This window comes from Flavobacterium sp. C3NV, from assembly GCF_046825355.2.
Lineage (GTDB): Bacteria > Bacteroidota > Bacteroidia > Flavobacteriales > Flavobacteriaceae > Flavobacterium.
This window is the reverse complement of sequence record NZ_JBKQBJ020000001.1, coordinates 44,359-67,070: the sequence shown is the minus strand read 5'-3', so window position 1 is coordinate 67,070 and position 22,712 is coordinate 44,359. Positions and strand designations below refer to the sequence as shown.

Sequence of the window (22,712 nt, the reverse complement as noted above, 5' to 3'; positions counted from 1 at the left end):
TCAAAAAAGAGACGGTTTTTTTAGGATTTTACCTTTTTGTAATTCTTTAAGCAGGGAAGCACAGGATGCCAATATCGTCTTAGTGTTTTAATTTTAAAGTCAACCTTTTAATGTTATTTTTTTATTTTTAATATATTGAATTACAATATATATAAAGCGAATTACTTCAACTTATAGTATAGTATCTGGTATTCGATAAAAAAGAATAAAATGGTCACATTTAATTGAAAATTAAATAAAAAAAATGTCAAGAATCTACCTGAAATATTTTTTAGTGAACTTTGTAATACTGCTTTTTTCTCTTCCTGTTTTCTCTCAAAAAGACATAAAAAAAGAGAAATCTCATATTGCAGCAAAGCCTTTATATCGCGATCCTGTTTTTGACGGAGCCGCCGATCCAACGATTATTTGGAACAATAAAGAAAAAAAATGGTTCATGTTCTACACCAATCGACGAGCAAAAGATACTACAGCCAAAGGAATAACCTGGGTGCACGGAACCCGAATTGGCATTGCTGAATCTACAGATGGTGCAAATTGGAAATACAGAGATACTTGCAATATCAATTATAAAATTAAAGACGTAACACATTGGGCACCGGATGTAATTCAATATAAAAACTTGTATCACATGTATTTGACAATTGTTCCTGGGATTTTTAACGATTGGTACCATCCACGATCTATAATTCATTTGACCAGTAAAAATTTAATCGACTGGAAATTTGAATCCGAATTGAAACTGGCTTCGGACAGATGTATTGATGCTGCTGTGTTTAAATTGCCAAATGGTTCATGGAGAATGTTTTATAACAACGAAAACGACGGGAAGTCAATTTATTATGCAGATAGTAAAGACCTTTATAATTGGGTTGACAGCGGAAAGAAAATTATAAAAGACAGGGGCGAAGGTCCAAAAGTATTTCAATGGAAAGGCAAAAACTGGATGATTTCGGATTCATGGAGAGGGTTGAATGTATATTCTTCAGAGGATTTACTGAACTGGAACCGACAAGAAAAAAACATTCTCCAAGTTCCTGGAACCGGAGAAGATGATAAAGTAATTGGGGGACATCCGGATATTATTGTGAATAACGATCGAGCCTATATTTTTTACTTTACACATCCCGGAAGAACACCTGAAAATAAAGGTATCGATAGTTACGAAACCAAAAGAAGTTCGATACAGGTTGCCGAGTTAGAGTATGTAAATGGAGAAATTATCTGCAATCGCGATCAACAAGTTTTTATTAATCTAAAACATTAACTAAAGTTTTTTAAATATCTTATTTTTAATTATTTATAAATTAACTATAGAAAATATCTGTTGAGTGGAATTAGCAAAAATAGCTTGAAAATTTACTTTCATATTAACAAAAAACAACTACCATGAATTATAACCTAACCAAAATTATAACCGTTTTCGCTATCGGAATTTGTACCAATATAAATGCCCAGACAAATGACGTAACGGCACCATTGCATTTAATGAAACCCGATTATATAACGCCATATGTTATTCCCGAAAAAAGCAATATCGAAAACGTATTAAGCAGAGTTTATACTTTTCTGGAAGAAAACACAGCTTCAAAAGCGATTTATGTAAGCGATAATTCAGAAGTAAAAGATTTCAAAAAAGCAAAAGGAAAGATCGCATTTTCTGCCGGAGCTTTTAGATTAACAAGTTACGAATGGGGCGTTACCTATGCCGGAATGCTTTTGGCAGGCGATGCGACAGGAAAAAAAGAATATGCAGCATATGCCAATAAACGTTTAAAATTGATCGCAGAAATCGCAGCCAATTATAAAACCGAAAATATAAAAGATTCTCCCGTGCATACGGTTTTACAACCAAAAGCTTTAGACGATGCAGGCGCATTATGTGCAGCATTTATAAAAGCAAAAAAGAACGACCCAAATGCAGCTTACGATCCTGTAATTAATAATTTCATCAAATACATAAGCGAAAAAGAACATCGCTTAAAAGATGGAACACTGGCAAGAAACAGACCGCAGGACAATTCGCTTTGGTTAGATGATATGTTTATGAGCGTTCCCGCTTTGGCACAAATGGGCAATTATACCGGTGATGTCAAATATTTTGATGATGCTGTAAAACAAGTCAATCAGTTTTCTGAAAGAATGTTCAATGCTCAAAAAGGACTTTATATGCACGGTTGGGTTGAGTCGATGCAGGTACATCCTCAGTTTCATTGGGCAAGGGCAAATGGCTGGGCAGTAATGACAATGGTAGAATTATTAGAAGTATTACCTAAAGGTCATCCGGGCTACTCTCAGGTCTTGTCTCAACTGCAAAAACACATTGCCGGATTATTACAATATCAGGACGGAACCGGATTTTGGCATCAGTTAATAGATCGAAATGACACTTATTTAGAAACTTCGGCAACAGCCATTTATGCCTATTCAATTGCCAGAGCCATCAATCGCGGCTATGTCGACAAACTGGCTTATACACCCGCAGTTTTATTAGCGTGGAATGCAGTAGCTTCAAAAGTAAATGCAAAAGGTCAGGTCGAAGGAACCTGCGTAGGCACGGGAATGGGTTTTGATCCCGCTTTCTATTATTATCGCCCCATAAATCTGTATGCTGCACACGGTTACGGTCCTGTTTTATTGGCTGGAGCCGAAATGATTTTGTTACTGAAAAACAATCAGTTCGAAATCAATGACAGTTCGATACAATTGAAGGTTAAGAGTTAATGAGTTATGGGTTGTGGGTTATGAATTATGAGTTATGAGTTAGAAGTTAAAACTTTGTGTACTTTTTATTTCGCGCAAAGGCGCAGAGGCGCAAAGGAATATTAAAAAACTATACTATAAAACTTTGCGTCTTTGCTCCCGATAGCTATCGGGATTGCGCGATTAATCGACAAAGTGTAGACACGAAACTTAGCGACTTAGTGTCTTCGTGGCAAATTCACAAAAAAAAAACAGCATATGAAATTAAAACCAACAATAAACACACTTTTTCTGTTATGCACAATAACAGCTTTCAGTCAGATTGGGAGAAGATTTCCTTCTGAAAAAAAGATCATCAAAGACCCCGTTACGGGTCAGGAATTAATTTTTTTGACCACAACATCAGCGGGAGATTCTAAAACCTATCCAACACATCCACAATGGACATCTGATGGTGAATGGCTTATTTTTAGAACCAAAAGAGCCAATGGAGAAGCCGTCGCAGTTAATGAAAAAACAGGTGTAATGGTTCAGGTAACAGAAGGCGGTTATACGGGAACATTATGCATGGCCCAAAAGTCAATGAAATTGTATTTTATGCGTAAAGCACCAGAAGATAAAATGCAGATTATAGAAGTCAATCTAGCCGATGTTTTTAAAGACAGTCAGACCGGAAAAATGAAAACCATTGCAGCTTACGAACGTGTTTGCGGTACGGCTAATCCTGAAATGGGCGCTTCGGGAGATATGGCTTTGGATGCTGATGAAGAAATAGTATATTTTAGAATTGGAAAAGAAGAAGCAGCAAAACACTTAGATCCGAATATTAAAATCGAAAAGAGTTTTGGCCCAAGAAATATGGGTGCAGGACCAGGCGGAATAAGCAGTATGAATTTGAAAACAGGAGAATTCAAACATGTTGTTTCAGTTCCGTTTCAGGTGGGACATATTCAATCGAATATATGGAATCCCGGCGAACTGGTTTTTTGTTGGGAAACAGGCGGAAAATCACCTCAAAGAACCTGGACCGTTATGGCCGACGGTTCCGGTTTAAGACCTTTGTATCCCGAATCAGATTATGAATGGGTAACGCATGAAGCTGTAATTTCTAAAGATGAGGTGGCAATGGCGATTATGGGGCATCGCAAAATCGACATTCATAAAGAAAAACCGGTAGAAGTTACAACTAGTACTGAAGTACGCGATCCTGAAAATCCCGGACAGGAAAGCAATTGGGGAAATTCAGGAACGCGCGAAAAACCAACAGGCCTGGCGATTGTAAACCTTAGAACCAGAGAAATGATTATTGCAGGACAAACTAAAAGCGGCAGCGGTTTATGGCACGTACACGGTTCATCTGACGGAAGATGGGCGGTAGGAGATGATTTCTCAAGAAGTTTGTATTTAATAGACCGAAAAACAAACGAAATGATAATGCTCACCACAGGACACAAAGAAACCGCAGCAGACCATATTCATCCCACTTTCAATAGAGACGGAACGAAAATTCAGATTCAGTCGGCAATGCTTTCTAAAGACAATCGCACGATGAATATTTGTATTGTAAATGTGCCTAAAGAGTGGTTAAAACGTGGTTTTTGAGGTTCAGAGGAGCAAAGGGACAAAGCAACAAAGGCTCAAAGATTGGATTGTAGAGACGCACAGCAGTGCGTCTTCGGGTAATGAATAAATAATCTCGCAAAGGCGCAGAGTCGCAAAGTTTTTAATAACGGTGAGAATAAAATCACAAAATGATTTAATGTATTTCAAATAAAAAACTTTGTCACTTAGCATTTTGCAAAGCTCAAAATAAAAAAGCTTTGCGACTCTGCGCCTTTGCGAGATTAATTAACCCAATAAGAAAAAAAAATTTGTGCCTTAGCGCCTTAGCGGCAAAAAAAACAGCGTAAATCCGTAAAAATCCGTTCCATCCGTGAGCCATTTTAAAATAATTCAAAATGAAGAAAATAGCAGTATTAATTTTTACTATTTCCACTTTAGCTTCCTACAGTCAAAGTAAATTAGGCTATTACGTTTATAGTGATAAAAGTAACAATGCCATTTATTCCGGAGTTCCCTGGCTGGATCAAAACGGAAATATAGTAAGTGCACATGGAGCAAATATTATAAAAGAGAAAGATACATTTTATCTTTTTGGAGAAGCACACACAGATACCAGCAACGCTTTTGTTGGATTTAATTGTTATTCCTCGAAAGACCTTTATAACTGGAAATTTGAAAGTGTTGCACTTCCTGTACAAAAATCCGGTAAATTGGGTCCTAACAGAGTTGGAGAAAGGGTTAAAGTAATGAAAAGCCCAAAAACAGGAGAATACGTTATGTACATGCACGCCGATACTTTGACTTATAAAGATCAGTTCGTAGGGTATGCGGTTTCAAAAAAGATAAAAGGACCTTACGAATTCAAAGGCCCGCTTTTGTTTCAGGAAAAACCCATAAAAAAATGGGATATGGGTACGTTTCAGGATGATGATGGTTCAGGTTATGTTTTAGTTCATGGCGGTGAAATTTATAAATTAAGTGATGATTATAAATCGGTCACAGAAAAGGTAAACGAAAATATTACAACAGGTTTTGAATCACCTACAATGCTTAAAAAAGATGGTTTGTATTATTTTATAGGTTCGCATCTTACAAGCTGGGAGAAAAACGATAACTATTATTATACCTCAAATTCACTAAAAGGCCCTTGGACATCCAGAGGATTAATCGCACCGGAAGGAACATTAACATGGAACTCACAATCGACCTTTGTTTTACCAATTCAGGGTACAAAAGATACGACGTATATGTTTATGGGCGATCGCTGGTCTTATCCTAAACAAGGATCTGCAGCGACTTATGTCTGGCAGCCGCTTGTAATTTCGGGAACATCAGTTTCAATGCCAAAGTATCAGGAAGCATGGCAAATTAATCTTTCAACTGGAATAGCTTCTGCTTTAGAAAATAAAGAAATAGTACTGAAAAACACTGACAAACAAATTCAATACAAAGGAAATTGGAAACACACCGAATCTGAAGGTAAATCAGATGAAAAAGAAGCTTCTTTTTCGATCAAATTTAACGGACGACAGATTACATTGTATAGCTTTTCAGGGCCTGAAAATGGTTATGCAAAAGTAGTTTTAGCAGATGAAAATGAACGTAACATACTAACAAATACGATCGATATGTACAGTAAATTTTCAATTAAAGGACCGGTATTTCGATCTCCGATTTTAAAAAAAGGAAATTACATTTTAACCGTTTATAATACAGGAGAAAGACCCAATTGGTCCGATAAAAAGAAAACAAATTATGGAAGTACAGGGAATTATATTTCTGTAAGTCAAATAAGTATTGAGGGAGGTTCAAAGTGACAAAGCAACAAAGGTTCAAAGATTGGATTGTAGAGACGCACAGCAGTGCGTCTTCTGGTAAGGAATAATAATCTCGCAAAGGCGCAGAGTCGCAAAGTTTTTAATAACGGTGAGAATAAAATCACAAAATGATTTAATGTATTTCAAATAAAAAACTTTGTCACTTAGCATTTTGCAAAGGTCAAAATAAAAAAGCTTTGCGACTCTGCGCCTTTGCGAGATTAAGTAATCCAATAAGAAAAAAAACTTTGTGCCTTAGCGCCTTAGCGGCAAAAAAACAGCGTAAATCCGTAAAAATCCGTTCCATCCGTGGGCCATTTTAAAATAATTAAAAATGAAGAAAATAGCAGTATTAATTTTCACAATCTCAACTTTAAGTTCTTATGGTCAAAATAAGAATCTAAGCGACTTTTCTATTGCAGATTCTAATAAAGTAACGTCCATTTATATCGATAAAAATACCGATCCTTTGATTATTTGGGCGGTAAATGAATTGGCGGATGATGTAAAAGATATTACCGGAAAACGACCTGAGATTATTCAAACGAATACCATTTCTAAAAAAGGTATTTATATTGGGCAATTTTCGTCTTCATTATTTAAATCGAAAGCAACTCAGAAAGAGCTTTTAAATCAATGGGAAAAATTCTCCATCCAAAAAGAAAAAGACAATCTTTTAATCGCAGGATCAGATGTTCGGGGAACAGTATATGCTATTTTTGAAATAACAGAACGACTCGGTGTTTCACCTTGGAAATGGTGGGCAGATGTTCATTCGATCAAAAAAGAAAATCTGGCATTACAACTTCCCCGAAAGGGAATTATAACATCGCCATCTGTACAATATCGCGGTATTTTTTTAAACGATGAAGATTGGGGATTACAGCCGTGGGCCGCTAAAACTTTCGAAAAAGAAACAGGTGATATTGGCCCCAAAACGTACGAGAAAATATTTCAATTGTTGCTGAGATTAAAAGCCAATACCATTTGGCCGGCAATGCATCCGTCTACAAAAGGTTTTTTTACTATTGCGGGAAATAAGGAAATGGCGCAAAAATACCATATCGTTATCGGATCATCGCATGCAGAACCGATGCTTCGTAACAATGTTGACGAATGGAAACCAAAAATTCATGGCGATTATAATTATTTTACGAATAAAACACAGGTCGATAAATACTGGCAGGATCGTTTGGATGAGTTGAAACTGGCTCAGAACGAAACTATTATGACATTGGGTATGCGAGGCGTTCATGATAGTAAAATGGAAGGCGCAAAAGATTTAGCAGAAACGATTGCTATGGTTGAAAAAATCATTGTAAATCAGCGTGAAATGCTTGCGAATACTTTCAAAAAGCCTTTGGCAGATATTCCGCAAGCTTTTGTTCCGTACAAAGAAGTTTTAGAATTATACGATAACGGACTTAAAATTCCTGATGATATAACTTTGGTCTGGCCGGATGATAATTATGGTTATATACGTCGTTTGAGCAATCCTGGAGAGCAAAAAAGATCGGGTGGAAGTGGCGTGTATTATCATATAAGTTATTGGGGAAGACCTCACGATTATCTTTGGCTGAGCACCACACAACCCGGTCTGATTTGGTATGAAATGACGAAAGCGTATGAAAACGGTGCAAAAAAAATGTGGATTGTGAATGTGGGCGATATAAAACCTGCAGAATATGACACCGAACTTTTTCTGGATTTGGCATGGAATATCAACAGTATAAAATCAGACGGACTTAACCAGTATTTGAAAGATTGGATTTCAAGGGAATTTACGCCTGAAATTGCATCTGATTTGAGTGTTGTTTTTGAGGAATATTACCGATTGGCTTCACTGAGAAAACCGGAATATATGGGATGGAGCCAAACGGAACCGACAACGCCCATAAAACTTTCTGATTTTACAAGGGAAGAATCTCTGAACAGAATAAAAGCCTATGATGATCTAATAAAAAAAGTAGATAGTTTGTCGGCTTTTGTTCCGGCAGAAAGAAAAGCTGCATGGTTTCAGTTGGTGGAATATCCGGTAAAAGGAGCCGCTTATATGAATCATAAGTTTTTGTATTGGAATTTAGAAGCCACAACTTCAGATGAAAATCAGAAAAATAAATATGAATTGTTAGCTTCGGAATCCTATCAGAAGATCAGGGAATTAACGGATTTTTACAATACCAAATTAAGTGATGGAAAATGGAATCATATGATGTCTATGCATCCGAGAAATCTGCCCGTTTTTGATTCGGTTAAAAAGAATACTTTTTCGAAAGAAATGGCTATTAAAACAACGAATCGAATCGATATTCAGGCGAATAAATTCAGTGGTAAACAAGATGCAAAAGAATACAAGTGGAAACCAATTAACGGTTTGGGATACAGTAATAATGCGATTACTTTATTTCCGTTTGATCAGCATATTTTTAAAAATGAAAAACCTGCTGTTTCTTATGAATTTGAAATTGATCAACAAGATAATTACACCATCGAAGTTCGTTTATTGCCCACACACGCAAATAATTTCGATCATGAAATAGGAATTCAACTAGACGGAAATGCAGTACAATTTTTTAAAACCAATACAAAAGACAGAGATAATACCTGGAAAGAAAATGTATTGCGAAATAGTGCGATTGTAAAACTTCCGGTTTCTAATGTTTCAAGAGGAAAGCATACCGTTACAATACAAGTCAACCAAACCGGAATTGTGCTGGATCAATTGGCGGTTTATAAGACAGGGGAGTAGTTATGAGTTGTGAGTTATGGGTTATGAGTTATGGGTTTGAAATGAGAATTTAACCGCAGAGAGCGCAAAGGTTTTTTCTAGCTGGGTTTTTATAAAAACACAAAGTTCGCAAAGCTATATCAATATAAAGCTTTGCGAACTTTTTTTTGAAACAAACTCAAGGAAAAAAAACTTAGCGACCTTTGCGTAAACCTTTGCGTTCTCTGCGGTTAAATTCTCATTTCAACTTGAAACCTGAAACAAGAAAAACTCTTTTCTAATTGTTTCTAAAATCAAACCATAAATTCATTTTAATCCCATCGTCACCGCTTTTAATACGAATGTTGGTTGGCTGACTTTGTGGGCCTTGTTGCTCTAAAGGTTTGAAATCTCTCATCGCCGGAATTTCGTACATGAAAGAAATATCACCTTCGGGAAATGCGGGTTGTGGGTAACTTCCTGTGAAAGCATTTTTAGGCAAATCGGGAGTAAATAATCTTAAAAATAAATTATCAGATTCGCTAAAAACTTTAAACGATGAAGCTCCGGCTTTAAGGTTGGCGCCTAATAAATTGGCGTGATATCCTTTGAATTCAGGATAAATGAGGTTCTCAAAACTTTCACCAGTAATGGTATTATTGTATTCTTTTTCCCAAATGCCGTAAGTCGTTCCTTTTATTCTGTTTTTCCAGACATGGTACGGACCTCTTCCAAACCATTTAATTCCTGTAACTTCTTTTTCAGGAAAACTGAAAGTGATTCCGAAAGAGTTGATTTTATCTTCAAAAAAAGCACCATCAAAACCTTCTCCGCCAGAAGCATTTTTTAAGGCAACCAATTCCATTTTGAATCTTCCGTCCGGTTCCATAATCCATTTTATAGAAGATAATCCGCCTGAATAGTTGACTTTACAAACAGCTTTGTCACCTTCCTGAGAGACCTGAATGTCTTTTAATTTCGCTTTCATGCCAATCGGGCGAGGACCATTGGTAAGCGGAATAGTTGCTGTTTTGTTTTTTATTGTTACAATTTCGCCCGTTGCAGCATCTATAGTAACCGTTATATCGTTTCCTTTTAAAGTAATTTCGTTTCCTGTTTTAATTCCGGATGCTTTGGTTTTGGTGTCTTGAACAGCTAAAAACTTATCCGCATAAAATTTTGCTTTATGAATTGGCCATGTCCAGGTATAAATTTCTTTATTGAACTGATCGTAAGCAGTTATTGATAAGATATCTCCTTCGGCAAAATTGTTAGGAACAGTAAATTGAATTTTACGTGTTTCTCCAGGATCAATACTCGGAATTTCAATTTTACCTGTACTAATTTCCTTCGCAACCCCATTTGTATAAAGTACGTCGTTATCTGATTTTAATACTTTAAATTCCATTTTGCAGGAATTCAGATTACTAAAAAGATAATCGTTTTTGATTAAAAAAGAACCGTCAAAAGTTGCTGTAACTTGTTTGGGCTGAAACTGAATAGGCGCCCAAACTTCTTTTACCGTATAATAACTTCCTTCTCTTTCACGATGCGGTCCCAAAATTCCATCAGCGGCAAGCGAACCTTTCGAATCAAATTTTACATCGCCCGTCCAGTCAGAGCGTTTTACTGCTTCATCGAGCATGGCCCACATAAATCCTCCGGCAAACAACGGACTTTCTTTATAACGATTCCAGAAGTCCTCTAGAGCGGCTCCGTGTCCGTTATCGTACGTTCCGTGCATGAATTCGGTAGGGAAAAATACATTTTCACCTGCATTAAAACGGTGCATTCCCGTTAAATAAGTCGGATAATGGTGTGTATCCCAACCATTAAAATCGGCCCACGGATGAATCACAATTCTTTTTTGAGGATCATTATCAGCAAAAACTTTATCTACATCGTAGTTCCAGCCGCCTTCGTTACCGTTATCCCATATAATTACCGATGCATGATTGACATCGCGCGTCACCATTTCCTTCACCAGTTTTGTTCCTGTCTCTGTATCATAAGAGTTTTGCCAGCCCGCCAATTCATTCAAAACAAAAAGTCCTAACGAATCGCAAACCGCCAGAAAGTGATCGTCCGGCGGATAATGGCCACGAACCGCATTCATATTCATATCTTTCAGTAATTTACCGTCTAATTCGCTGATACGCTTGCTGGTGCTTCGTCCGCCTTCTGGCCAGAAGGAATGACGATTGATCCCTTTCATGATAATTTTAGTGCCGTTTACATAAATCCCGTCCTGTTTTTTAAACTCTAAAGTTCTAAAACCAATTCGTTTGTTGTATTGATGCAGAACGGTTCCGTTTTGTTTTAAAACCAATTCCAGATTGTATAAATTAGGATTTTCAGGATCCCACGGTTTTACTTTATTCCATTGCGCGGTTATACTTTCTTTGGTACTTTTTGCTTTAACAGGAAAAGTAAAAGTTTGGAAACTTTCTCCGTTTAAACCTTTTAGCGAAGCTTCGAGAGTAGTGTTTTTTGGGATGTTTTTCAGGTTAAGATCAACTGTTATCGAACCGTCCATTTTTGGGTTTACGGCGATATTTTCGATATGGGATTTCGGGGAAACTTCCAGCCAAACCGGACGATAGATCCCTCCAAACAACCACCAATCGGCTCTTCTTTCGGCAGCATTTACGGATTTATTGGCAGAATGTTTCCAGACATGAACTTCTAATATATTTTTGGTACCAAATTTTAATAACGATGAAATATCATATTTAAATTCATAAAAACCGCCCTGATGAATGGCTCCGGCCAGTTTTCCGTTTACTTTTACTTCAGTATCTGTCATCGCGCCGCCAAAAGCAATTACAACGTCTTTATCTTTATAATTGGCAGGAACTTCAAATTCATATTTATACAAACCTTCTTCTTTGCTGGGTTCTTTTTGGTTCAGCTCCTTGTACCATCTTCCATAGGTATATTCGCCAAAACCTTCTAATTCCCATTGCGAAGGAACATTTATTTTAGACCAGACTTTACTGTTATTTCCGCCGGTACAATAAAAATCCCATTGTACGGGATGTTCGAAATCTTTTCCCGAAAGATAGATTTTATCGGTTTGCTGCGCCGTATTATTTTGGGATATAAAAAGCGTAAAAGCAATAATACTAAACTTTTGAATGGTGTTTTTGAGCATCATAATTGGTTTGAATTCTTTGGTCGGTTAGTTAGTTGCCATCTGGTTTCGCAATTTCGAAACGAGCACTCATAGGTAGTGTCCAGCTGGAAATAAAATTAGGTTTATTTGGATTGTAATCCGAAGTTTCTTTTTTAATTTGTTTTTGTAACGGAATATCAAGTTCGCGAATTCCTTTGACTACGCAAAGTGCAATTTCGTTGGCTCCAAAACTATTAAAATGAGTATTATCGTCCAATGCTTTTTCCTGTCCCGGAAAAGTATTCGCGGGATATTGTACAAAAGCTTTTCGTGAAACTTCGTCGCCCCAGGCTTCGTATAATACAGTTGTCATTTTGGTAATATCGATAAGGGCAATGTTGTTTTTTTGAGCCACAGCGCGCATTGCAACGGGAAATTCGCCGTGAGTTTCTTTTAAAGTGCCATTTTCATTAAAGAACCTTCTTTGCGTAGGCGTTACCAAAACAGGAATCGCTCCTTTGTCTTTGGCCGATTGAACAAATTCCTTCAATAATTCCGAATAAGATCCCCAGGCTCCATTTCCTTCGCCTTTGATTTTTTCGTCATTATGTCCGAATTCAACAAACAAATAGTCTCCTTTTTTAATTTGCAAAAGTATCTTTTTTAAACGATTTGCTCCTTTAAAAGAACTCAATGAAGATCCTGAATACGCATAATTGGCCACCACAACAGTATCATCAAAATAATTGGTAATAAATTGTCCCCACGATGCCCAGGGTTCAACATCCTGATCGGTAACCGTTGAATCTCCGGCCAGATAAACAACTGTGAGATTGTCTTTTGGAGTGATTTTTATACTTTGAATACTAACTTCGCCTAAAAATTCAAGAGTCAGTTTATCATCCCAATTAAAAATTTCTTTTTCTCTGTCTTTCAGACTGATATTTGTTTGATCATCGATTTTAATGCTTCTTACATTCACATTAAAAGTCTTGGTTATTTTTTGTCCTTTTTGTATCGGGAATTCCCTTAGCATTAATCTTCTTGATTCGGCTTTTATGGTGACATTCGATGGAGTTTCAGTGCTTCCTAAAACTATTTCTATCTGATAATTTCCTTCAGGAACTTTTACAGAAAAGTAGGTTGGTTTTGTGGTAGAAAAAGAATTTGGGTTGATGTTGACATTCGAAACTGAATTAGAATCAAAGCCATAACCTATATTAGAATCATATGCAATCGCACTCTTAACTATTGTTCCTTTTGAAGTTTTTGCGGCAGTGCCAAAATAAAACAACAAAGATTTTGCGTCCTTATCATTAGCTGTCGAATTTACTTTTGGCTGCATGGCAAATAAAAAAGCCGGCATACAAAAACAAAATAAAAGGGTTCTGATTTTTATCAATTTTTCAGGGTTTTAATTTATTTGATTTTCAAATCTAAAATTTCTGTTTCGATAAAGTATCCTGTACTATGATGTTAAAAAGAAAACGTATTTATTTTTTTGTTTGAAAGTTTATCAGAATTTTAAAATTATGAAATCGTTTGTTATATTGACTGTTCTTGAGATATACTTTTGCAATTTGATTGTTTATTTAATGAAATCTTTGATTTTTAATATAAAATTGATCAATAAGAAAGGATAGTACAGGATAGTTTTCTTTTTTTGATTGTATTATTTTACAAAAGCAAATTACAGAGCATAATTGCTACTGTATAAAATGCATTTGTTGAAAATGATATTGCCTGAAATTTGATAAGGCAATTAAAGATAGATTGTTTAAGTTTTTAAGTTTGTTTAAAGCAAAAGTGGTTTTTTGTGGTCTAATGCCCGATATCCTTCGGGCATTATATTTTTTAGCAAAGCGTTAAAAATTTTTTCTCGCAGATTTTGCAGATTAAGCAGATTTTACTTTTTAGTCCTTTATCTTGATAGTTTGTGTTTAGATAATAGCATGTTTCATTAAAAAAAAATAAAACTCCATCATGAAAAAAATAACGTTTTGCTGTTGCCTTTTAGTCTCGCTTATTTTTTTATCCTTCAAAAAAGATCCAACTTCTGTAACACAAACAGAAGTCGTAGTAAAAGCGCCTTTTGAAATGCCGGCAATAAAAATTCCTGATTTCAGTAAATGCAAAAAATTTTCGATTGCAGATTTTGGAGCCATTAAAGGCAATAAAGAAAAAACATCAGAAGCGATTAATAAAGCCATTGCAAAAGCCAATAAAGCAGGCGGAGGAATTGTGGTGATTCCGGAAGGGGAATGGCTTACAAAGAAAATCCATTTTAAAAGTAATGTCAATCTTCATCTCAAAAAAGGTGCGGTATTACTGTTTTCAGAGGATCCAAATGATTATTTGCCAGCCGTTCGCTCGACTTGGGAAGGATACCAATGTTACAATTATTCGCCTTTGATTTATGCGTACCAATGCAAGAATATTGCGATTACCGGCGAAGGCGAATTGAAAGCAAAAATGGACGTTTGGAAAGAATGGTTTGCCCGCCCAAAAGCGCATATGGAAAGCCTGAAGCGATTGTATTATCTGGCTTCGTACAACAAACCAATGAAGGAGAGACAGATGGTCAATGATTCGGCGCATTTTCGTCCGCAGTTTATTCAGTTCAATCGTTGCGAAAATATTTTGATGGATGGCGTTACGATTACCAATAGTCCGTTCTGGACGATTCATCCTTTTTTGTCGAAAGATGTGGTGCTTAGAAACCTAAAAGTCTACGCACACGGACATAACAACGACGGAGTTGATCCTGAAATGAGCCAAAATGTGTTGATAGAAAACTGTGTTTTTGATCAGGGAGATGATGCCATTGCCATAAAATCAGGAAGTAATCAGGATGCATGGCGATTGAATACGCCTTCTAAAAATATTGTAATGCGCAATTGTATCGTTAAAAACGGACATCAATTAGTAGCAATAGGAAGTGAACTTTCGGGCGGAATAGAAAATGTATTTATAGACAATTGCACGGTTGTGGATGGGGCAAAACTCAATCATTTGTTATTTATAAAAACCAATGAACGAAGAGGCGGTTACGTGAATAATATTTATATGAGTAACATAACATCGGGCAAAATCGACGAAGGAATTCTGGGAATCGAAACGGATGTTTTGTACCAATGGAGAGATTTAGTACCCACAATTGAACGCAGATTGACACCAATAAAAAACGTCTATCTCGAAAATATAAAAGCAACTAATGTCAAGTTTGTTTCCAGGATTTTGGCGCAAAAAGAACTTCCGGTAGAGAATGTCTTTCTTAAGAATGTTACTGCTGATAAGGTTTCGGGTGAAAAATCCATTCATGAAAATGTAGTAAATTTTGTCGCTAAAAATTAATTGGTTTAAAATTTCTATTTTAATAAAAAGCTTAAAAAAATGAAAATCAAAAGAAAATATTCCCTAAAAGTCATATTGATTTTTTTGTGTATGATCAATCTGTGCAGTATTTATACGGTTTCAGCGCAATTGTTGAATATTAAAAATGATGTTTTTAGGTACACCAAAGACGGACAACCTATTAATAGTCAGGGTGGAGGGATATTTAAATTTGCAGATCCTGTTACGGGAAAACAAAAATACTATTGGTACGGCGTTCATTATGTCGAGGCTGATACGTATCGTAATGATCCATCGGTAACTTTACCCAATGCGACTTTTCAGTCGGTTACGTGTTATAGTTCTAATGATTTAGTCAATTGGGTTTTTGAAGGAGATGTTTTATCGAAAGAAAAAGTCAATCAAAATGGCAAAACGTGGGTCGGCCGTTTGGGAGTGGCGTATATCAAAGAATGGAAAAAATATGCCATGTTTGTTCAGCATGATAAAGAGGTTTTAATTACTGTTTCAGATACTCCAACGGGTCAGTTCGAATGGCATCAGAAAATAAATATGGAGAAAATGATCGGGACGAGTAATACGGGCGATCAAACGGTTTTTACAGATGAAGATACCGGAAAATCGTACCTTATTTATTCTTACGGAAGAGGCAGAAATAAAATATACGTTTCGGAAATTGGCATTAAAGAAGGAAAAATTAATTTATTGGATTGTACCGAAGTTTTTAAAGGAGAAAGCCGTGAAGGAAATTGCCTGTTCAAGTACAACAATAAGTATTATATGTTTGCCTCTAATATTTATGGCTGGGATGGATCATTTGCTTATTACTTAGTGGCTGATGATATCAGAGGGCCTTATCTTCCAACAAATGATATGTTGGTGATGAATGGAGCTTCGGAGGATTTTGCGCATGTTTCGCAAACCGGATTTTTCTTTTCTGTAAAAGGAAACAAACAGGAAACCATCGTTTTCTGTGGTGACAGATGGGCCAATTTTGCCGGAAACGGATTAGGATATAATCAATGGTGTCCGCTTTCATTTGAGGGTACAACTCCTTATTTTAATTCATTAAGTTCGTGGAATCTGGAAGAAAAAACCGGTATCTGGAAAGTAGCCGATGATAACAATTATATCAAAAACGGAAGTTTCGAAGCGGATCGCAGGCATATTCCAAGCCCTGTAAAACCGGTGCAAATACAACTAACGGGCTGGGCAAGTGAAGTTATTGAAGGAAATTCGATAGGATTGGACAGTATTAACTCGCCGGTTTTAAATCATTTTAATACTCAAAACGAAAGAAAAGTAGTTATTGGCGAAAAAAGCTTGAATATCAGTGATAAAATTAATTTTAAAAGAAAAACATTTCAAACTATTACATCTTCGGCCTACGTAAAACTCGAAAATGGTTTGTATACCTTAACAGCCAAAATAAAAAACAGTGATGATTTCAGCAATCTGGAAATGTACGTTTTAAGTAACGGTAAAAAACTGCAATACAACATCAAAGAAAAAAATGAATCCTGGAAAACAATTACAATTGTAGATATTCCGATAGAAGGAGGAAAGGCGGAAGTTGGTTTTCTGGCAGAAGGTAAAGCAAAGGCTTTTTGTTATGTCGATGATGTTACTTTGGTCAGGATGAAAAAGTGATTACTTATTCGCTTTTTTAACCCGATTTTGACTTCTCATTAAACTGTAATCGCAAACTCCGTTTAAGGCATATTCTATTTTATGCTCAGCGAGAAGCTGTGTCACTATTTGCATAGTGGCATTTTCGTCAAGACCAATTTGCGCACCAAGATCTATAACATTATGGTGTCCGTTACTTTTTATTAAAGCGTTCAGGAACCGATCTTTATCTCTCATTGTTTTTATCTTTTTTTGAAATGCAGCTGTTATTTTTACAAAACGATACATTAGCGGTTTGCTTTTCATGTTAATTGTTTTATGCGTTTTAATTTCCATTCGCTTTTTCGAAAATTAAAGAAGAAAAACTTCGTACTCCGGTTTTAATACATTCTTCATCTACAGTAAAATTAGGCGCATGATTCATAGCAATAATTCCTTTTTTGAAATTAGAACCTCCAAGAAAAAAGTAAACACCCGGAATTTTTTGCTGGAAAAAAGCAAAGTCATCATTAAAATAAGGAACCTGACCATAATCTGTCACTACGAATCCTTTGCCGTAAATAGCGTCAAGTGTTTTTACTGCGCCGCTGGTTAATTTTTTATTATTAATAACGGTTGGATTTTCCTGTGTAAATGCAATCGAAAGCAATTTATCCTTAAGATTATTAGCTTCTATTACTTGTTTCACTTTAGGAATAATATTTTTTAAGTTTGAAGCATTCGTTTCATACAAATAAGCATCAAGAATCATTTCATTATTTTTAGAATGAATAGCAAATTTCTCGTCCATTATTAAGTAATCTTTAAAAATGGTATTTGCGTTTGAAAGCCCAATCTTTGGGTCGGTCATATTTTGTATTTCCCATGGTTTAGTTCCTGCTGCATATCGGGATAAAGCATCATAAATCTTTTTGGTAAGTGCTGTTGTCTGCTCTTTTGTGAGATCTTCTTTAAATTTAATTTGTATTCTTTTTTGGTACGCAAACATTTCATTTGGCTTGACCATTATTTGATCGAATGGCAAGGCGGTTATATGCAGTCCGTAAATTTCATCTAGGTGTATTGTAGCAAATGAACTGCTGCTGAGCATGTTTTTTGCCCCCACAAATGTTTCTTCTTCCGGTTGAAAAATAAAATAAACAGTTCCTTTAAGGTCTTTTTTATGCTTCGAAAGAACTTCGGCTATTCCTAATGCGATTGCCATATGTACATCATGTCCGCAACCATGCTGAATGCCTTTTGCTTTAGATTTAAAAGCAACATTATCAGCGAAGTCATTTGGGAGTGCATCCATGTCGGCACGCCAGGCGATATTTTTTCCTTTTTTGGCACCTTTTAAAATCCCTACAACGCCGTGACCATAAATGTTGGTTTCGACATCGAGTCCAAGATCAAGTAAATATTGTTTGATTTTTTGTTGTGTGCGAATTTCATTTCCGGCCAATTCCGGATTTTCATGTAAGTCTCTTCTAATGTCAACGAGTTTATTAAAAATATGATCTGTTTCGGTTTTTATCGATTCATGAATTACATTCTCCTGGCAAAAAGCCTTTTGGCAAAGCGCAAGAATGCTTAATATTATGTATACTATAAATTTTAAATTCATGATTTCGGTTTATTTTGGCTTGTTTAAGAGTACAATAGAAGAGACGACATTTTCTGAGAAATGTTACATTATTTTATTGATTGTTTTTCAGCCACTCTAAACGTCTTTGATCCGGAAGATGCGTAATTTTAAAATCTTCAAATGTAGCAGTAAAGCCTTTTCCGTCAGGACTTGCCGCCATCATACCTACTTGTACCGTTTTATGTTCCGGAAAATAAACCGTATTGGTCATCGTATAATTGACTCCGTCTATCGAATAAAAAATTTCTACTGCGTCCAGTCGGCGTACGGCTTTCATCCAGACATTTTTTGGTTTTTCTTTTAATCCCATTACACTCCACGAACTTTTATCAATGGTGTGTACAGTACTAATATTATAAACGCCATCTACATATTCGACACCGGTTTTGATATAATTGTTTTCATCAATTCGCAGCATTAGGCAAACCTGATCGAATCTGGTTTTGTAAACGCCACTCATTTTTACAACAGTTTCAAATTCACCGCTTCTTTCTGTATACAAAAATGGCCCGTCGTAAACTGTAAATCCGTAATGACTTTTGTTCCAGTAATCAGATTGAGGCGTAACCTGCATCGTGAGTTTGTTGTCTTTTATTTCCCACTCAGCGGGCTCATTAAGCCAGTTCATTGAATTTAATTTTTGAGCATTTCCTTTTACTGTCATAATACCTATAAAGATTAAAACTAAGTGCATTCTCTTCATGATTTCTTAAATTTGAATTTTATTAATAATCTACAAAGTAGGCGATTCGTTATTTTTACTGCAATAGTTATTTATAACCATTTTGAGGTTTAATGAAATAATTGTCTATTTTTAGCCCTCTCTATGGTAGTTTCATACTATTAGATAAAATGAAGTAGTGTTATGAATCCCATTTCCAAATTAGAAGATCAATTTTCTTTTGAATCGATTGACAGCCTGGACAAGCGCAAAGAAGCTTTGCAGGAGGCCATTTGTACCATGAAAGAGTTTGTGAAAATCGATCATTCGGTAGCGGTATTATCAGATCTGGCCGATAATAAAAGCTATATTTTTACGGGTGATTTTGGGAGCTTTTTTGAAATGGACACTTCCGGTTTTTTGACCATTGATTCTATTTGGGAAGAAGATATTTACCAGCGCATTCATCCTGAAGATCTTTTTGAAAGGAATCTTCTGGAACTGGAGTTTTTCAATTTTTTGAAAACAATAGAACCCAACGAAAGACTGAATTATGCTACTAAATGCAAAATCAGAACTTTGAACAGTAAAAACGAATATCAGCGTATTTTACATCGTAGTTTTTATCTCAAAAACAGTTCAGAAGGTGGTTTATGGCTGGCGGTTTGCCTCTACAATTATTTATTTGAGAAGAAAGAAACGCTAACCGGTATCGACGGGAAAATTATTAATACTAAAACGGGAGAAAGCTTTTATGTGGATACGTATGTAAACTGTATCAATTTGCTGACATCGCGCGAAAAAGAAGTTTTATTGTTAATAGGTAAAGGTGTTATCAGTAAAGAAATCGCGGATCAGCTCAATATAAGCATAAATACAGTAAACCGACACCGACAGAATATCCTCGAAAAATTGAATGTAAGCAATTCTATTGAAGCTGTACGAACGGCGGATGCTTTGAATTTGTTGTAGGTCAATTTTAATTTGTAATTTTAATATAATATTTCAGCCATTTTTTTATAGAAAAGAAGATGACAAATTGCTGTTGGTAAGTGTTTTCATGGCTGTTCTTTAAAATAGTAAGAAAAATACCTGATTTAAAGCTATTTGTAGATAAAAAAAGTCCTCATGTGCTATTATTGTGGCTCAGTTGATTTGAAAAAGGTTTTTAATTTGCATTATTGTTATAAAGTGCCGGATTTACTTTTCTTTATAGAAGTTGTACGGATAAGCTACATTTAAATATTGGAAGATCTCAAATTTGCTTTAGATAGAATTTAAGCTATTTTTTTAGCTATATATTTAATCCTGACACTTTAAAATCATTGCCACGCAATTTAATTAATTACTTTATTTAGAGGTTTTTAATTATCAACTTTAGTAAAGATATCTATGAAAAAAATTACACATCATTATGGCGTAACGCTGGATTGGGTCGAACCTTTGGCTTTTAAGCTTGAAGGAAAAGTCGAGGGAAATTTTATTACCGTCCCGGAGCATATCCATACTGGCGACAGATATTTTCTCGAATGTGGTTTTGGTATTTCAGTATTGTATCTAGATGTTGTGTATCATTCTGATATTCATTTTAGACAGGAAAATAAAAATGATGACTTTATAGGGATTTATTATAATTTAACCGAGGGCGAAGCAGTTCTGATGTCTGATGAACTCGCTAATCCAATAGGCCGTTGGAATTTTAATTTAGCAATTGTAGACAGTGCACTAAACTCTGATTATATCGTAACGGCTGGCAGTCATACATTTGCTGTTTGTATCTTTATTAAGAAGAAAGCAATAGAGAACTATCTTCTTGCAAATTCTTGTCTTCAGGAAAAAGTTGATCTTATTTTAAATTCAAAAAAGAATACAATTATTGAGTTTACCAGAATGAGTAATGAAAGTTATCATCTTTTAAATAAGTTAAAATCCAAAAATATCAGAAGCATATCTTTCAATCTTTATTTAAAAGGTACTGTAAATAGTTTACTGGCAGATTATATTGAGAAACTAAGTGTCGAAAAAGCTATAATAGATAATGTAAACGATAGTGATTTAACTTATATTATTCAATCTCAATCCTATTTAATTGAAAATTTATATCAAATTTTCCCCGGCATAGATTTTTTGGCTGATAAAGTAAATATGTCACAAACAAAATATAAAAATCTATTTCGAAAAATTACCGGGATGACGCCAAATTCGTTTTTTATCGAAAATAAACTGACAGAGGCTAAACGGCTTTTGAGCGAAGGACAGGCTATTTCCCAAATTTCAAAAGATTTAAATTTTACCAGTAGTTCTTACTTCGCTTTAAATTTTAAAAAATATTTTGGAATGCTGCCAAAGGATTTCGTAAAACAATTAGAGTAATGATAGTGCTTAAACATACCTATACTGTAACACCAGTATGGCATCGCAAATTCGTAAAGAAGCTTGTTAAAAAATACAAGGCAGAACTAATAAAAGAGAAATTGCTTATCATGCCCGAAGATATTGCTTCTGGAGGTTTTTTCTATACAGAGGTCACAGAAGGATTGTCGGTTGTGATATGGGATCTGATATTCAAAAAGCCAATTATCGTAAAAAGAGGAGCATTAGAAAATGAATTGTATGTTATTCATTTCGATTTTAGTGATGATATGAATTTGATACATTTACAGGGGGAAAAACATAAAATAGGATATAAAGCTAATTTAGGTCTCGGCGTTTTTGATAATGGTATTGCGAATGTTTTTGAGCCTGTTGTAGGAGAACGTGTTTATGCTATGAGACTTTTGGTAACCAGCGATTTGCTGGGGTTTGAGATCAATAATAAAAGTTTAAAAAAGTTATGTGATAATAAAAAAGAACACAGAAAAGCGCTTTTCTTTAACGATCACATTGATAGTGAAAGCAAACTAATAATGCATTCTATAAAAAATAAATCTTTTCAGGATCCTGCATTTGAAATTTATTTAAGAGGTGCCGCTCTTAGGTTATTGGCAAACTTTACAGATCGCTATTCAAATTTCACTCCAATTCATCATTATATTACAGAGAAAGAAAATGAATCTTTAAATGCTGTGAAGGACTATTTGCTTGAAAACCTGATGAAAAAATTTCCCGGAATTCCTTTTTTGGCAGAAATGGCCGGAATGTCTAATACCAAATTTAAGATCATATTCAAAAAGAAATTTCTCATTACTCCTAATGATTTTTTCTTGAGAGGTAAGATGATTTTAGCAAAAGAACTATTAAATAGTGGCGAATTTAATTCTGTAAGTGATGTGGCTAATGAGTTGCATTATAAGGGTTTAAAAAGCTTTTCAGCAAAATATTTTGAACAATACAGAAGTTATCCACGGTATGATTTGGTCCGTAACACAAAATATTCCGTATCTCTATAATTTAATTTTATCATTTTAATTTCTCAATTTCTGAATTAAAACATTTATAAGCCTTTGCAAAAAAAAGTCTTATTGTGATATTATTTGGGCGTGGAAATTTTAAAAAAAGCAGTCTCTTTGTATCCTTAATTAAGATGTGATACGGGT

General features: G+C 35.3%; 15 protein-coding genes. 10 read left to right on the top strand and 5 right to left on the bottom strand.

Going from position 1 to position 22,712, the window contains the following annotated elements; all coding sequences use genetic code 11:
• Positions 1-244 precede the first annotated feature (244 nt).
• The 5 genes from ACIDC4_RS00300 (at position 245) to ACIDC4_RS00280 (ending at position 8,832) form a co-directional block, all read left to right on the top strand.
• Entirely contained in the window at positions 245-1,267 is a 1,023-nt protein-coding gene (locus ACIDC4_RS00300; RefSeq protein ID WP_412043851.1) for a family 43 glycosylhydrolase, read from the top strand.
• Between the two features lie 122 nt (positions 1,268-1,389).
• Positions 1,390-2,724: a glycoside hydrolase family 88/105 protein gene (locus tag ACIDC4_RS00295; protein WP_412043850.1), complete on the top strand. Its 1,335-nt coding sequence runs from the start codon at positions 1,390-1,392 to the stop codon at positions 2,722-2,724.
• Positions 2,725-2,961: 237 nt separating this feature from the next.
• Positions 2,962-4,305 carry a TolB-like translocation protein gene (locus ACIDC4_RS00290; protein ID WP_412043849.1) on the top strand — a complete coding sequence of 448 codons (1,344 nt, stop codon included), beginning with the start codon at positions 2,962-2,964 and terminating at the stop codon, positions 4,303-4,305.
• A gap of 356 nt (positions 4,306-4,661) precedes the next feature.
• Positions 4,662-6,083 carry a family 43 glycosylhydrolase gene (locus ACIDC4_RS00285; RefSeq protein ID WP_412043848.1) on the top strand — a complete coding sequence of 474 codons (1,422 nt, stop codon included), beginning with the start codon at positions 4,662-4,664 and terminating at the stop codon, positions 6,081-6,083.
• A gap of 334 nt (positions 6,084-6,417) precedes the next feature.
• Positions 6,418-8,832, top strand: coding sequence for a glycosyl hydrolase 115 family protein (locus ACIDC4_RS00280; protein WP_412043847.1), 2,415 nt, complete (start codon positions 6,418-6,420; stop codon positions 8,830-8,832).
• A gap of 256 nt (positions 8,833-9,088) precedes the next feature.
• Here ACIDC4_RS00280 and ACIDC4_RS00275 read toward each other — a convergent pair whose 3' ends face one another.
• Together ACIDC4_RS00275 and ACIDC4_RS00270 are read right to left on the bottom strand one after the other, a co-directional pair.
• Complete coding sequence (locus ACIDC4_RS00275) at positions 9,089-11,947, bottom strand: glycoside hydrolase family 2 protein (RefSeq protein ID WP_412043846.1); 2,859 nt, start codon at positions 11,945-11,947, stop codon at positions 9,089-9,091.
• A 28-nt stretch (positions 11,948-11,975) separates the two neighbouring features.
• The gene (locus ACIDC4_RS00270; RefSeq protein WP_412043845.1) at positions 11,976-13,271 is read right to left on the bottom strand and encodes a rhamnogalacturonan acetylesterase; all 1,296 of its coding nucleotides are present in this window, start codon (positions 13,269-13,271) and stop codon (positions 11,976-11,978) included.
• A 617-nt stretch (positions 13,272-13,888) separates the two neighbouring features.
• Between ACIDC4_RS00270 and ACIDC4_RS00265 the strand changes: the two genes are divergently transcribed.
• Together ACIDC4_RS00265 and ACIDC4_RS00260 are read left to right on the top strand one after the other, a co-directional pair.
• Entirely contained in the window at positions 13,889-15,259 is a 1,371-nt protein-coding gene (locus ACIDC4_RS00265; protein ID WP_412043844.1) for a glycoside hydrolase family 28 protein, read from the top strand.
• 39 nt (positions 15,260-15,298) lie between these two features.
• Positions 15,299-16,909, top strand: a complete 1,611-nt coding sequence (locus ACIDC4_RS00260) for a family 43 glycosylhydrolase (RefSeq protein WP_412043843.1) — start codon at positions 15,299-15,301, stop codon at positions 16,907-16,909.
• On the opposite strand, the gene ACIDC4_RS00255 is transcribed toward ACIDC4_RS00260, so the two are convergent.
• From ACIDC4_RS00255 to ACIDC4_RS00245, 3 genes are all read right to left on the bottom strand, one after another.
• Positions 16,910-17,194, bottom strand: a complete 285-nt coding sequence (locus ACIDC4_RS00255) for a hypothetical protein (protein WP_412043842.1) — start codon at positions 17,192-17,194, stop codon at positions 16,910-16,912. It abuts the gene before it with no gap.
• A gap of 19 nt (positions 17,195-17,213) precedes the next feature.
• Entirely contained in the window at positions 17,214-18,494 is a 1,281-nt protein-coding gene (locus ACIDC4_RS00250; RefSeq protein WP_412043841.1) for a M20 metallopeptidase family protein, read from the bottom strand.
• Positions 18,495-18,567: 73 nt separating this feature from the next.
• Entirely contained in the window at positions 18,568-19,218 is a 651-nt protein-coding gene (locus ACIDC4_RS00245; RefSeq protein ID WP_412043840.1) for a DUF1349 domain-containing protein, read from the bottom strand.
• 162 nt (positions 19,219-19,380) lie between these two features.
• On the opposite strand from ACIDC4_RS00245, the gene ACIDC4_RS00240 reads away from it, so the two are divergent.
• The 3 genes from ACIDC4_RS00240 (at position 19,381) to ACIDC4_RS00230 (ending at position 22,565) form a co-directional block, all read left to right on the top strand.
• Positions 19,381-20,148: a helix-turn-helix transcriptional regulator gene (locus tag ACIDC4_RS00240; protein WP_412043839.1), complete on the top strand. Its 768-nt coding sequence runs from the start codon at positions 19,381-19,383 to the stop codon at positions 20,146-20,148.
• Between the two features lie 420 nt (positions 20,149-20,568).
• Positions 20,569-21,549: a helix-turn-helix domain-containing protein gene (locus ACIDC4_RS00235; protein WP_412043838.1), complete on the top strand. Its 981-nt coding sequence runs from the start codon at positions 20,569-20,571 to the stop codon at positions 21,547-21,549.
• The gene (locus ACIDC4_RS00230; protein WP_412043837.1) at positions 21,549-22,565 is read left to right on the top strand and encodes a helix-turn-helix domain-containing protein; all 1,017 of its coding nucleotides are present in this window, start codon (positions 21,549-21,551) and stop codon (positions 22,563-22,565) included. The genes ACIDC4_RS00235 and ACIDC4_RS00230 overlap by 1 nt, the downstream gene beginning before the upstream one ends.
• Positions 22,566-22,712 lie beyond the last annotated feature (147 nt).